Consider the following 13142-nt stretch of genomic DNA (forward strand, 5'->3'; position numbering starts at 1 on the left):
TTTAATCACATTGTTAATGTTTTAAAGTTATACTTTGTTGTATATTTTAGCGCCCTGTAGCTTGAATTGATTTGCTTTTTCTTGCATCTCGGTTTCTAATTCGGTTGTTGCCAAGGTTTCTGTATTATTGGCATAGTCACGAACTTCTTGCGATATTTTCATGGAGCAAAATTTAGGGCCACACATTGAACAGAAGTGGGCAACTTTTGCCGAATCTTTCGGAAGTGTTTCATCGTGAAAAGCACGAGCGGTATCGGGGTCAAGACCTAGATTAAATTGATCTTCCCAACGAAACTCAAAGCGTGCTTTTGAAAGCGCGTTGTCCCGTATTTGTGCCCCGGGATGGCCTTTTGCTAGGTCAGCGGCGTGGGCTGCAATTTTATAGGTGATAATACCTGTTTTAACGTCTTCTTTATTGGGTAAGCCTAAATGCTCTTTAGGGGTAACATAGCAGAGCATGGCACATCCGTACCAACCGATCATGGCAGCGCCTATGCCCGAAGTGATATGGTCATAACCGGGCGCAATATCGGTGACTAATGGACCTAATGTATAAAAAGGTGCTTCATCGCAACACTCCAGTTGTTTATCCATATTTTCTTTAATTAAGTGCATAGGAATATGGCCAGGCCCTTCGATAATTGTCTGTACATCATGTTTCCATGCTGTTTTAGTTAGCTCACCCAAGGTTTCTAATTCACCAAACTGGGCTGCATCATTTGCGTCTGCAACTGATCCTGGGCGTAAGCCATCGCCCAATGAAAAGCTAACATCATAAGCTTTCATAATGTCACAGATGTCTTCAAAATGGGTATAGAGGAAGCTTTCTTGGTGATGAGCTAAACACCATTTAGCCATGATAGAACCGCCACGAGAAACAATCCCTGTTACCCTTTTAGCAGTTAATGGAATATGGTGTAAACGTAATCCTGCATGAATAGTAAAGTAATCTACGCCTTGTTCAGCTTGTTCAATGAGGGTATCTCTAAAGAGTCCCCAAGTTAGATCTTCTGCAATACCACCTGTTTTCTCAAGTGCTTGATAGATAGGAACAGTTCCAATAGGAACGGGGCTATTACGAATGATCCACTCACGAGTTTCATGGATGTGTTTGCCCGTTGATAAGTCCATGATGGTATCTGCTCCCCAACGGATTCCCCACGTGAGTTTGGCAACTTCCTCCTCAATAGATGAACCAAGAGCGCTGTTACCTATATTACCATTGATTTTTACGAGAAAGTTGCGACCAATAATCATTGGCTCTAGTTCAACATGATTAATATTCGCTGGAATAATGGCACGACCTCTGGCGATTTCTTCGCGAACAAACTCTGGAGTGATTTGTTGAGGGATGCTAGCACCAAAACTATTTCCTTTGTGTTGTTGGTTATACACACCCGCTTCTAATTGTTCTTGTAGTCTTAGGTTTTCACGAATAGCCACAAACTCCATTTCGTCCGTAATAATGCCTTTTTTAGCATAATGCATTTGAGTAATATTTTGTCCAGCTTTTGCTTTTTTGGGCAGACGATTTAAGCCAAAACGCATACTTTGAAGTTCTGGATTTGTTAAACGTTGTTGAGCAAAGTTGGAGCTTAGCTGTGTAAGCTGCTCCGTGGCTTGACGATCATTGATCCATATTGAGCGGATATCAGGCAACCCTTTACAGATATCAATGTTGGCCTGAGGGTCAGTATAAATACCTGAGGTATCGTAGATTGTAACCGATGGATTGTACTCAGGAGTTGAGGATGTTTGGGTAGAGCTTACAGAAACTTCTCTCATAGGTACTTGAATAGAAGGTTTCGAGCCTTGCACATAAATTTTTTTAGAGTTGGGGAAGGGCGCTATGACGCTACGATCCACTTGTACGGATTGGTTTAATGGAGTTAAAGAAATTGTTTTCATAATGGTCACCACCTTGTTATTTCTGTTAATGGAGGTGAACCTGAAGAGTGAGCAAGGCAATAGATAGAGAGGGTGTGCCCAAGTTATCCAACTTGTTCCCTACGCAGGTATTAACCTGATCAGGTTCAACGGGACAAGGCAGTAGCCTATCTCAGCCATAAAGGCGCCCCGACAAGATGCGGTTTAGTTTACGCGATTAACATCATTAGTCAAAGTGATAATTGAGCAGGTAGGGCTTTTATTGTGTCAAGGTAATATACCTGTATTATACGTAATATGTTATGATTTACCTTAGCTATCATCATAAACGAGGTTGTAATGATGTTAAATAGCCAAAATTCTTTTATTGTTTCAATGAATTATCATGTGATATCTAGTTAATCCTTCATTTTTAGTGTACAGCAGGATTAAATAAAGCGAATTTGTTTTGATAAATTATGCAACAAAATCATCAAAAATCGAACTGGATTGTGGAAAAGCTAAAATTTAACTTTTTGTAATTTAATGATTTTTTGTTTTTCTTGCTCTGGTTTTATGCATTAAAACTGCCTTATTTTACATGCCAGAAATTACAATATTTGCTATACTAATAGCCAAGAGTATATAAGTTGGAATGGTTTTTATAGTCTATTAATGTTGTAAGAGGTTAGGAGAATAACTTGATAAAGACACAAACCCCTGCTATTGATAAAGCCGTGCAAATTTTTAGCTATTTATCTCAGCAAGGAGGTGCTACATTTAGTCAGATATATCAAGATGTTAACTTACCTAAAAGTACAACATCTTCTCTGCTTGCATCGCTGGTTGCTCATGGTTTGTTGCGTCAAGATAAAAATAAATATTATCTTGGCTTACGCCTTTATGAGTTTGGGAAAAGGGCAGAGGAAACCTTCGATATCAAAAAATTAGCATTAGAGCCCTTGACCCAATTACGTGATATAACAAAGCTAACTTGCCATTTAGGCGTTTTACAAGGGGCTGAGGCTATTTATTTAAGTAAATTAGAAAGCCCAGGTGCTATAGTGGTAAGAAGTTGGATAGGAAAAAAGCTGTCGCTCTATAGTTCTGGGCTCGGTAAAGCACTTCTTGCTTGGATGTCAGATAAGGAAATTGATCGTTTATTACCGGATGAGAACTTTAAAATATATACAGCCACCACGATTCCAAATAAGACAGAGTTAAAAAAAGAGTTAGCTCAAATCAGAGAGCAGGGCTGGGCTTTTGATAATGGAGAAGACAGCGAAGAGGTAAATTGTATCGCCGCACCAATTTTTAATAAGGAAAAGCATGTGATTGCGGCAATTAGTATCTCTGGTGTTTCTTTTCAAGTCAGTGCTGAAAGAGTACCGCAATTGACTAAAATGGCCTTGGCAACAGCACGAACCATCTCAGAGGAAGTTCAGAAGTATTAGCGCTTAATCGGTTAAAAGAAAAAGGGTATCATTAATGTGATACCCCTTTTTTATGAGTTGATTTATTATTCTGGATCTTTTAGAACCATGGGACGGTTGAAGTTAATCAACATTGAGCACACTAAATACCCTGCGGCAGCAAAGGCAAAAAACATCATAGCTGAGTAATAAGAGCCTGTTCTATGGATCATCCAACCCACTAAGATAGGAACAATTGCTGCTGTCATGTTGCTACAGAAATTCATTGTACCTGTTATCGTTCCTGCCATTTTTTGTGCACCTAATAGCCCTGGAATAGACCAATAGACACTGGCCCAACGTAATGGAAAGAGAGCGATGGTTAAAAATATAACCGCCATAGTTGGACTGGATGTATTAGCACATAAAAATACGCCACCACCTGAAACAATGGCAGAAATGGCTAATAACACATGGAATACTTTATTAGGCGCTGTACCTGCACTACGCCATTTATCTGCGATATAACCCCCCAGCTGTTGACCAACAAAACACAATAAAAACATAATGGTCATGGCACCACCCATCTCTTTTACATTAAAGCCATGAGCTGTTTTTAAATAAGCGGGTACCCAAACCATTAGTCCATAAAACACGGTACTATAACAAGCCCAGCCACCAATGAGTGCTAATACGTTTAATTGTGTTAAGTACGGAAGAATATCTCTTAAGCGTGTTTTGCTGGGTGAGGATGTTTTTGCGCTGTTGATTCCCTCTTCAATGTAGGTTAATTCTTCAGCATTGACAGAAGGGTGCTCGCTAGGTTTATCACGAATAAAGAACCACGCCATGGCACCTACCACTACTGTTCCGACACCCGCAATAATAAAGGCAATACGCCAAGAACCAAAGTGGCCAATCAACCATGTTAAAAGTAGCGCACCTAATGCTGTTCCCAGAGGAGCTCCGCCATCCAATAGCATAGACCCACGACCACGTTCGTTTGGCGTTAACCAGTTACCCATCAGTTTAGCACCTGCCGGCATAATAGGAGCTTCTGAAATACCTAACCCAATACGTGTTAAGCTCAAGGTTAACACTTGGTGACAAGCTGCCCCTACTGCTTGGAAAGCTCCCCAAATGATCGTTGCAACAGCGATGATAGTGCGTGTTTTAAAACGGTCAGCTAAAAATCCACTGGGTATTTGCATTAAGGCGTAAGACCAAAAAAATGCACTGTGTATGAGGCCAACAATACGTTCATCATGAATGCCAAATTCTTCTTGAATAAAAGGCATGGCAATACCTAATGAGGTTCTATCGATATAGTTAATAGCACCTAAAACTAGCATTAGTATAAAAATTAGCCACCGGACAATGGTTGGTTTTCTTTTCGGCGGTGTGGCGGTATTGGATATTGACATGTAAATCTCCTAATAAGCATGAGATATTTGTACTCAAAATATGGTTGGGGTATTGATGTCATTACAAGTACTGCATTTATTACATAGTATTTGGTGCAAAAAGAAGCGCATCTTTTAATGGATTAAACTTCCTTTATTTCTATATGTAGAACATTTATTCTGAATGTTAGAATTTTATTATATCTGATGTCAATGGCTAGTCATATATTTGCTGATCTATATCTATATTTGTTCCTTATAAAGAACTTTATTTTTAAATTTTTAAGGTGGTGAAATACAGCTATATTTTTAATTTGGATTGGTGTGTTTATTAGTATTGATGGATTGTTACAGTTAAGTATTTTTTATTTTATTAACTAGCGTATACTATTTTTCGTTTTTTACTTTTTATTGATAAGTTGATTTATGCGTAATGATCTAAAAGATGAGCCAATCTCTGTTCCTAGTTTAACCATAGATGATGTGGAAGGAGTATCGACTAATGGAGATTTTGAGCTAAGAAATAGAAAAAAATCACGGTTTTCCAATGGTTTTATTCTATCCATGTTGCTGTTCTTATTTATTGTTTACAGTGTGGGGATGTCTATACTTTTTTGGGTGTTTAAGCAGTCGACCGATGAGGTTCGTAACCAACTAAATCAAACAACCAGTTCAACAACACAAGTTACCGAAGCTAACTTGGTGCGTTGGCAAGCATTGGCAAAGCAAATAGCTGATCAGCAAGCAACAACTAAAACAAGTTTAGAAGGCATTCGTGACCAAAATAAGCAGCTGATAGGGTTGCTCAATAAATTACAAACTGAGCAAAAAACGACAGCAAAGCAACAGTCAGAGCAAAATGATCGCCTAGTGAAGCTTGAGCGACAACTACAATCATTTACTCAATACGATGAGCAGATTAAACGCTTAACGACTGAGTTAGATAAGTTAAAGCAATCACAAACTACAATCATAACAATCGCCAGTGATGTTAAAGCATTGCAAGATAAAAAATTACCTCAGGCAGTGCAAAGTGTGCAAGACGATTTGTTGTTATTACGTAGTCAACTTGATGCGTCAGCAAATAATGATTCTAAGCAGCAGTTAGCGAAACTAGAAAAACAAATACAGTCATTGCAAAGTCAGGTGGATACACTCAGACAACAGTTAAGTAATCGTTCGCTCTATTAAATGAAAAGTTTATCTTACCCCCATAGCGTTGCTGAGTTACAAGCAATACGTAAGGCAAATAGTACACGCCCTTTTTTAGCGAGAGGGCATCAGGTTGTTCGCTGTGAACGTTGTCGCCTAAATAAACACTACTGTATTTGTTCGTGGCAACCATCGGTTCATAGTAACGTAGGCATGTGTTTGTTAATGTATGATACAGAGCCATTTAAACCTTCAAACACTGGTTGGCTTATTGCGGATATTGTTAAGGATACTTACGCATTCAGTTGGTCGCGCGTAGGCAATATGCAACAAGTAGAAGCGTTACTTAATGACAGTAGTTGGCAACCTTATGTTGTTTTCCCGGGAGAGTATGCGCAAGAAGAGCGTGTATGCCACCAATTAGTTCCCTCTGATAAAAGACCTCTATTTGTATTATTGGATGGTACATGGCCTGAAGCGCGAAAAATGTTTCGTAAAAGTCCTTATTTAGATAAGTTCCCTGTTTTAAGTCTTACATCGGATCAGCTGTCACGTTATCAACTGAGGCGTTCTAACAATGACGCGCATCTTTGTACGGCGGAGGTGGCGGCGTTATGCCTTGATTTGGCAGGGGAAAGTCATGTGGCTGCGGCACTTAATCATTGGTTGGATGTGTTTACACAGCATTATCTAGCAGCCAGAGAAACCAAAAAAGTTAATACAGAAGATGCATTGCATAAGCAATTATTAGGGTCTATCGAGTATTGATAAAATAGACCCTATTTGAGAGGGTTTGATTAGTTCTCTACTTTTTTAATGATTTTGTCCATGTCCTCTATTTTTAAGTCATGTTTTAAATACACTTCTTTATCAGATAATTCGATATTTAACGAATGTTTTACCTCGTAAGCTAATGTACCTTGTTTTATGGAGAAATCGATCACGTGTCCGCCAATTGATTTTTCTTTATTAATAAAATGGAGATGGAAACCAGCGACAGAAATGTTTTGGAAAAACTCAGGTGTCCAAAAGCCGATTAATGTCCCTTCAATATGGGTTAAATTATCGACTATCTGAAGTTCTGCCACTTCTAATGCCGTTTTACAGGGTTTGTCGTGTTCGCTAGGTCTTCTGATCTTTAGGGTATCAAATACTCCCTCGAGTTTGACGGCTAAGAAGACATTATCAAGCAGTGTATAGTTAGCTAGTTCTTGGTAAAGGGTATCTTTAGATAACAAATGATTAAACGTTGCCTGCTTGTCTGGAACAAAAGTAGTGATTTGTGCAAAAGGTAATTTTTCTGCATCAGTCATCAGTCTTAAACCTTTAGACCCTTTGGCTTCTAAAAAATGGCAGCTATCAATAGTGACTTCCCCAGCTAAACCATCGGAACAACCTAATCCAAAATCACCGTGCTTTTTGATTTCTGAAATAGGGAATAATCCTTCAAAAACACCCCCCATAAGGGCATTAATACCTGAAAATTGAGAAATTTGTTTTTTCATTGTTAATAATCTCCTATTAATTCACTTAATAGCGTACTAAGCCGCCATCAATGTTAAACGTTACGCCATTGACATAATCGGCCAGTTCCGATACCAAAAATAAAACACCTTTGGCTACCTCACTAGGGGCTGCTGGCCTATGTAGGGGGATTGCCTCTAATGATTTGTCATAGAGTGCCTTATCCATGTTACGTGTGATTTCAGTATCAATAAATCCAGGGCAAATCACATTGGTGGTTATGTTATAGCCACCCGCTTCTCGGGCTACGCCTTTAGTAAAGGATATAATAGCTCCCTTTGTTGCGCCATAACAGGTGTTTCCTAAAAATCCGCCACCCATTTGACCTGCAACAGAGGCAATATTAACAATTCGACCCCATTTATTTTGCATCATATAAGGCAGTGCTTTTTTAGTTAGCATGAAAACACTTTTTACATTAATATCAAATAGCTTTTCCCATTCACTGACAGTAACATAGATAATATTTCCTTTAGAAATAATACCTGCATTATTAATCAAAATGTCTATACGCGTATCTTGGTCAATAATATTATTGATCAAGTTAGTTGTATCGGTATCTGATGCTACATCAGCATAAACAAAACGAGCTGAACCACCTTGTTGCTTTAGTTTTTGTATAGCATTATTGCCAGCAGCTTTGTCTATATCGGTGATTACAACATTGGTACCGGCTTTAGATAATTCATTGGCAATATCAAATCCAATACCTTTAGCACCGCCTGTCACTAGTGCTACTTTACCATTAACATCGATTTTCATATCAATATCCTCTATACTTAATTTATGTACCTATCATATCGTTAATAGATTGTGTCTCAAGCTAAAAAAATTAAACCTTGATTAAGCCTAAATTAAGCAGAAGTCTTAAGCATAATATTCCTCTAAACCTTATAAATGTATTTTTAGCGGCTGCTGAACAACAATCATTTAAAATAGCGGCTGATAAGCTTTGTTTAACAACCAGTGCTGTCAGTCAGTCTATAAAAAAGTTAGAGGATAGGATGGGCGTATCATTGTTTACCCGTCGAACTAATGGGGTAGCGTTGACCCCTTTAGGTGTTGAGTTGCTTAAACATGTAAAAGCTGGAATGAGTGAAATTGAAAAGGGCATGGATCAAATTACAAAAAGTAATAACACTATTTCTATTTTTTGCCCACCCGGTATTGCGACTGAGCTAATGGCCCCTTTTGTGTCTAAAGTTATTGCAGAGGGTTACCAAAATATTCGTATGGAGTCTAATGAGCAATCATGCATAGAACATTACGATAAATACGATATAGCGATTATTTTAGATGAGTCTGCAAAGGCTATAGATAATACTTGTTATTTAGGGCCTGATTACTATTTTCCTTTCTGTCATAAAACACTTTATGACCAAATTAATTCCATAGAAGATTTATACAAAACATTACTTTTTTGTAATGATCATGGCAAAGTAAATTGGAAAGAATGGTTTGCCTATAACAACATAGCTTACACACCGCATAAAACATTAACGTTCACAAGAGCCTCTCAGCTTTTGTCTGCTATTGATAATGGGTTAGGCGTTGGGTTGGAGTCTTATCGAGTGCTCTCCAATAAGCTTAAGGCTGGAGAGTATTGCTTGTGTAATTTACCCCATTTAAAACCATTAATAAAAGATATGACATGGCTTTATATTAATCCTAATAAAAAAGATAATAAACAAATCAGTTTTTTTAAAAATCTTGTTTTAACCTTTTGTGCAACGGGGGTAACAGGAAAAATAAACACTGAATAAATAGATTGGTTGGGTTTTTATAAGAAATACATTATTCAGTTTTTTTGTCTTGCCAGATCTGAGCAATAATCATCCCAGCAAACATCAATCCACAACCAACATAACCCCTAGCTGTAAGTGACTCATGTAGAAAAAGAGCACCACAAATAGCAGCGAAAACGGCTTCTAAAGATAATATAATGGCAGCATGTGAGGGTACGGCATCTTGTTGGGCAATTAATTGTAATGTAAAGCTAATGGCTACCGAGATAATGCCTGTGAATAATATAGCGAGCACTGTAGGTGTCGTAAAATGTATATTCAACCCTTCGGTAGGGATGGCAATGAGTATACTGATAGAGGCACAAACCAAGCACTGTATAAATGCTACCGCGATGGGGTCATAGCGTGTCACGAGAAAGCCTGCTAATAAAACGTGAAACGCCCACGCAAAGGCGCTAATTAATGTGATTAGATCACCAAGATTTATGGTTAAATGATTGGTAATGGTTAATAATCCCATGCCAATGGTTGCTAAAATGGCGCCTAACCATGTGCCTTTATTGGTTTTTTGTTTTACAAATAGGCCGATGATTGGGACGAGAATAACGTAAAGGCCTGTAATGAATCCGGAATTTGTAATTGTTGTATACTGTATTCCTATTTGTTGTAGGTTGATACCTAAGGTCAAAATAATACCTAATAATATTCCTCCAATAATGGTTTTTTGAGGGAAGATTTGTGATAAAGTAAGCTTACGCTGTTTAATATACAAAAGTAGAATCAGTAGGAGGACTATACTGCCCAGTAGAAACCGAATACCTGAAAAAATAAATGGGCCCATGTCATTCATGGCGATATTTTGACCGAGGAAAGTGCTTCCCCATATCATTGCCGTAATGAGCATTAAAATATTAGCGCGGGTTGCTGGTTTTTTGAGCATAAAATTAGGTTATAACTGTTGGTGAAATAACTTTGCCTTAAATTAGTGTGTTGTGCTAGTCTTATTTTTATAAAATTAGCGTATTTAATAGATAATAACTAATCGTAACTAAAGCATAGGAATATAGTACGTGAATAAATATGATATCTTGATTGCGGATGATCATCCTCTATTTAGAGGCGCTTTACGACATGCGTTACTATTGGGGCTTGGTCCTGATACTAAATTAGTGGAAGTAGACACTATTTCTAATTTAGAAAAAAGTTTAACTGAAAAGTCTGATTGGGATTTGGTACTACTCGATCTAAACATGCCTGGTGCTTATGGTTTTTCTGGTTTAGTGTTGTTACGTGGACAGTATCCTAAGATCCCCGTTGTGATGATTTCAGCACAAGAAGAACCTTCTATTGTGAGTCGTTCTAGAGAGTTTGGGGCAGTAGGTTTTATTCCAAAATCAAGCCCGCTTGAAACTATCCAACAAGCTATTCAACAAGTGTTAGATGGTGATGTGTGGTGGCCTTACCCTGAAAGTGCAGATGATTTTGTTGATGAAGAAACGAAAGAAACCAGCGCTAAACTTGCCAGCCTTACGCCTCAACAATTTAGAGTATTAACCATGGTGTGTGATGGTTTACTCAACAAACAAATTGCTTATGATTTAGATGTGTCAGAAGCAACCGTGAAAGCTCATATTACAGCTATTTTCCGTAAATTAGGTGTACGTACAAGAACCCAAGCGGCATTATTATTGCAACAAATGGAGTCTTTGGCTCAGTTTAAATAGCCATAGCTTCGTGGTGGAAATCCTTTTCTAGCCAATAGAAAAGGATTGTCCACAACCACAAGTTGTAATGGCATGCGGGTTGTTTTTAACGATAAAACGTGAACCTTGTAGCCCTTCTTCATAATCAATTTCAGCCCCTGATAGATACTGAAAACTCATAGGATCAATAGCTAAAGTAACACCATTTCTTTCAATTAAGGTGTCATCTTCTGCTGTATCTTCATCGAAAGTAAAGCCATATTCAAAACCAGAGCAACCGCCGCCTGTCACGAATACACGAAGCTTTAAGCGTTCATTTCCTTCTTCATCAATTAAGTTTTTTACCTTTCGAGAGGCATTTTCAGTGAATTGAATGGTGTTAGGTGTGAATGTTTCAATGCTCATAATGGGTGTCTCCATGGTATTTAGGAAAAAATAAAATACCAATATATAGATAATAGCCGTGTATTATCTTACTGACTTAAAGTGTACGTCAATTACTAATTCATAACAAAGCATTAATTTATGCTTGTTGAATCCTGTGTTGGTAAGGGTATGGGAGCCCAGTCAAAGTAATAAGTAGCAGGTTTATTTTTACCCGCAAGATGGGCAATAATTTTTATTGTCTTAGGGGTAAAATCATCTGGCAAAATAAGCTCTGCAAATTGATCCTTACTAGGAATCATCTCTAAATATTCAAAAGAGAATGGAATTGATTTGTCATGGTCCTCGGTCACTGACATTTCAGATAAAGGAACAGTTTTAGTTTTTTTGTTAGATATTCCTGTGATATAAATATTTAAATCGCCCTTAAGGATATTCTTTGTGCTGTCGGTACGAGTTAGTATCAGTTTGTATCGAAATACTTTATTAGTCTCTGTGGCTTGAATAATGACGTCTCTTACTACTAAGGGAGAGTCCGATTTATTCTTAGACAGTACAACTTTGTAAGACATGATGTCTTTTTGTTGTTGGTAGATTTGTTGTTCCAGCTGCATAATTGTCTTTCGAGCCTGCTCTATTGACTGAATGTTGATATGGTTTGTATTTTCTGCAACCAGTAGATTATTTTTTGTCTCTTGAAGCGAGTGTTCTAAGTTCTCAATTTTTGTTTTTTGGGCTAATAAGGTTTTATTAGAACCGCTGTTTGTTATTAATTTTCCACTGTAGAAGCTGGCAACAATAACAAACAGGGTAAGTAATATAATCGTGAGAAGCTGTAACTGATTTTTTTTGGGTAAAACGTTTTCTTGTAAATTACTCATAATTAAGGCATTAGTGCAAGATTAGTTAATCCTAGGTTTTCTTCAAAGCCGAATAAGATATTCATATTTTGAATAGCTTGACCAGAGGCGCCTTTAACAAGATTATCGATGACCGATAAAATGACAACTAAATCACCATTTTGAGGGCGATGAATAGCTATACGACAAGTGTTACAACCCTTAACGCTTCGTGTTTGTGGGTGGCTTCCTTGGGGAAGGATATCTACAAAAGGTTCATTGGCAAAGCGGGATTCATACAGTGCTTGTAAGTCTGTAAAGTGGTCTTTTACACGAACATAAAGGCTTGCATGAATACCTCTTATCATGGGTGTTAAATGAGGTACAAAGGTCAGATTTACGGGTTGTTGTGCTATGCATTCTAGGCCTTGTTTTATTTCAGGTAGGTGACGGTGCCCAGCAACACTGTAAGCCATCATATTTTCAGTCGACTCGCAAAATAATGAACCAATTTTAGCTGAGCGCCCCGCACCACTAACACCTGACTTACAATCAGCAATGAGTTGTGACGTATCTGCAATGCCATGTTCAAGCAGTGGTAAGAACCCTAATTGCGTAGCTGTAGGGTAACAGCCCGGAACTGCAATTAAACGTGCTGATTTAATTTGCTCACGATTAACTTCGGGTAATCCATAGACGGCTTCATTAACTAAGTCAGGGGCTCCGTGGGGTTGGTTGTACCATTTTTCCCACTCATCGACATCTTTAATACGAAAATCTGCTGAAAGATCAATTATTTTAGTCCCTGCGGCTAAAAGCTCACCTGCCATCTGGTGGGCAACACCATGAGGGGTAGCAAAGAATACTACGTCGCAACTGGCTAGCTGTTCAGTATTTGGCGAGGTAAATTGAAGGTCTTTATAGTAGTCTCTTAGATTAGGGTACATATCGGCAACATAAACACCTTCTTCTGAGCGTGAGGTGATAATAGCCACTTCAGCTTTGGGGTGTGATGCAAGTAAACGTAATAACTCTACTCCTGTATAGCCTGTTCCGCCGATGATACCGACCTTTATCATGTTTTTACCTTTTTCTAATTAGTCTCTAACAGTTG

Annotated in this window: 13 protein-coding genes and 1 riboswitch; of the genes, 5 read left to right on the forward strand and 8 right to left on the reverse strand. The window is 38.1% G+C overall.

Annotated elements, in window-relative coordinates; all coding sequences use genetic code 11:
- Window positions 1–27: 27 nt before the first annotated feature.
- Window positions 28–1908 carry a phosphomethylpyrimidine synthase ThiC gene (thiC, locus tag DM558_RS14495; protein WP_127164593.1) on the reverse strand — a complete coding sequence of 627 codons (1881 nt, stop codon included), beginning with the start codon at window positions 1906–1908 and terminating at the stop codon, window positions 28–30.
- Between the two features lie 79 nt (window positions 1909–1987).
- Window positions 1988–2089: riboswitch (TPP riboswitch) on the reverse strand.
- A 478-nt stretch (window positions 2090–2567) separates the two neighbouring features.
- Here thiC and DM558_RS14500 point away from each other — a divergent pair.
- Complete coding sequence (locus DM558_RS14500) at window positions 2568–3320, forward strand: IclR family transcriptional regulator (protein WP_109703861.1); 753 nt, start codon at window positions 2568–2570, stop codon at window positions 3318–3320.
- Window positions 3321–3385: 65 nt separating this feature from the next.
- Here the strand turns inward: DM558_RS14500 and DM558_RS14505 are convergent, their stop codons facing one another.
- Window positions 3386–4702: an MFS transporter gene (locus DM558_RS14505; protein WP_109703860.1), complete on the reverse strand. Its 1317-nt coding sequence runs from the start codon at window positions 4700–4702 to the stop codon at window positions 3386–3388.
- 405 nt (window positions 4703–5107) lie between these two features.
- Here DM558_RS14505 and DM558_RS14510 point away from each other — a divergent pair, with 405 nt between their 5' ends.
- Together DM558_RS14510 and DM558_RS14515 are read left to right on the forward strand one after the other, a co-directional pair.
- Complete coding sequence (locus DM558_RS14510; protein WP_127164594.1) at window positions 5108–5872, forward strand: hypothetical protein; 765 nt, start codon at window positions 5108–5110, stop codon at window positions 5870–5872.
- Window positions 5873–6601 carry a tRNA-uridine aminocarboxypropyltransferase gene (locus DM558_RS14515; protein WP_127164595.1) on the forward strand — a complete coding sequence of 243 codons (729 nt, stop codon included), beginning with the start codon at window positions 5873–5875 and terminating at the stop codon, window positions 6599–6601. It abuts the gene before it with no gap.
- A 29-nt stretch (window positions 6602–6630) separates the two neighbouring features.
- Here the strand turns inward: DM558_RS14515 and budA are convergent, their stop codons facing one another.
- Window positions 6631–7338 carry an acetolactate decarboxylase gene (budA, locus tag DM558_RS14520; protein ID WP_127164596.1) on the reverse strand — a complete coding sequence of 236 codons (708 nt, stop codon included), beginning with the start codon at window positions 7336–7338 and terminating at the stop codon, window positions 6631–6633.
- A gap of 25 nt (window positions 7339–7363) precedes the next feature.
- Window positions 7364–8119 carry an SDR family NAD(P)-dependent oxidoreductase gene (locus DM558_RS14525; RefSeq protein ID WP_127164597.1) on the reverse strand — a complete coding sequence of 252 codons (756 nt, stop codon included), beginning with the start codon at window positions 8117–8119 and terminating at the stop codon, window positions 7364–7366.
- A gap of 77 nt (window positions 8120–8196) precedes the next feature.
- Here DM558_RS14525 and DM558_RS14530 point away from each other — a divergent pair, with 77 nt between their 5' ends.
- Window positions 8197–9120, forward strand: coding sequence for a LysR family transcriptional regulator (locus tag DM558_RS14530; protein WP_127164598.1), 924 nt, complete (start codon window positions 8197–8199; stop codon window positions 9118–9120).
- A 31-nt stretch (window positions 9121–9151) separates the two neighbouring features.
- Here the strand turns inward: DM558_RS14530 and DM558_RS14535 are convergent, their stop codons facing one another.
- Window positions 9152–10042, reverse strand: a complete 891-nt coding sequence (locus tag DM558_RS14535; RefSeq protein WP_127164599.1) for a DMT family transporter — start codon at window positions 10040–10042, stop codon at window positions 9152–9154.
- A 130-nt stretch (window positions 10043–10172) separates the two neighbouring features.
- Between DM558_RS14535 and erdR the strand changes: the two genes are divergently transcribed.
- The gene (gene erdR, locus DM558_RS14540; RefSeq protein WP_109703853.1) at window positions 10173–10826 is read left to right on the forward strand and encodes a response regulator transcription factor ErdR; all 654 of its coding nucleotides are present in this window, start codon (window positions 10173–10175) and stop codon (window positions 10824–10826) included.
- Window positions 10827–10853: 27 nt separating this feature from the next.
- Here erdR and erpA read toward each other — a convergent pair whose 3' ends face one another.
- The 3 genes from erpA to argC all read right to left on the reverse strand — a co-directional run bounded on the left by erpA (window position 10854) and on the right by argC (window position 13107).
- Complete coding sequence (gene erpA / locus DM558_RS14545; protein ID WP_127164600.1) at window positions 10854–11210, reverse strand: iron-sulfur cluster insertion protein ErpA; 357 nt, start codon at window positions 11208–11210, stop codon at window positions 10854–10856.
- A gap of 113 nt (window positions 11211–11323) precedes the next feature.
- Window positions 11324–12070, reverse strand: coding sequence for a DUF6776 family protein (locus DM558_RS14550; RefSeq protein ID WP_127164601.1), 747 nt, complete (start codon window positions 12068–12070; stop codon window positions 11324–11326).
- Window positions 12071–12072: 2 nt separating this feature from the next.
- Window positions 12073–13107, reverse strand: coding sequence for an N-acetyl-gamma-glutamyl-phosphate reductase (gene argC / locus DM558_RS14555; RefSeq protein ID WP_127164602.1), 1035 nt, complete (start codon window positions 13105–13107; stop codon window positions 12073–12075).
- Window positions 13108–13142 lie beyond the last annotated feature (35 nt).

The organism is Entomomonas moraniae (genome assembly GCF_003991975.1).
GTDB lineage: Bacteria > Pseudomonadota > Gammaproteobacteria > Pseudomonadales > Pseudomonadaceae > Entomomonas > Entomomonas moraniae.

Bases quoted from the DNA above. Each gene is read 5' to 3' on its own strand.
- erpA (WP_127164600.1), bottom strand. From the start codon at position 11,210: ATGAGCATTGAAACATTCACACCTAACACCATTCAATTCACTGAAAAT.
- DM558_RS14505 (WP_109703860.1), bottom strand. From the start codon at position 4,702: ATGTCAATATCCAATACCGCCACACCGCCGAAAAGAAAACCAACCATT.
- DM558_RS14515 (WP_127164595.1), top strand. From the start codon at position 5,873: ATGAAAAGTTTATCTTACCCCCATAGCGTTGCTGAGTTACAAGCAATA.
- DM558_RS14535 (WP_127164599.1), bottom strand. From the start codon at position 10,042: ATGCTCAAAAAACCAGCAACCCGCGCTAATATTTTAATGCTCATTACG.
- DM558_RS14510 (WP_127164594.1), top strand. From the start codon at position 5,108: ATGCGTAATGATCTAAAAGATGAGCCAATCTCTGTTCCTAGTTTAACC.
- DM558_RS14550 (WP_127164601.1), bottom strand. From the start codon at position 12,070: ATGAGTAATTTACAAGAAAACGTTTTACCCAAAAAAAATCAGTTACAG.
- DM558_RS14525 (WP_127164597.1), bottom strand. From the start codon at position 8,119: ATGAAAATCGATGTTAATGGTAAAGTAGCACTAGTGACAGGCGGTGCT.
- argC (WP_127164602.1), bottom strand. From the start codon at position 13,107: ATGATAAAGGTCGGTATCATCGGCGGAACAGGCTATACAGGAGTAGAG.
- thiC (WP_127164593.1), bottom strand. From the start codon at position 1,908: ATGAAAACAATTTCTTTAACTCCATTAAACCAATCCGTACAAGTGGAT.
- budA (WP_127164596.1), bottom strand. From the start codon at position 7,338: ATGAAAAAACAAATTTCTCAATTTTCAGGTATTAATGCCCTTATGGGG.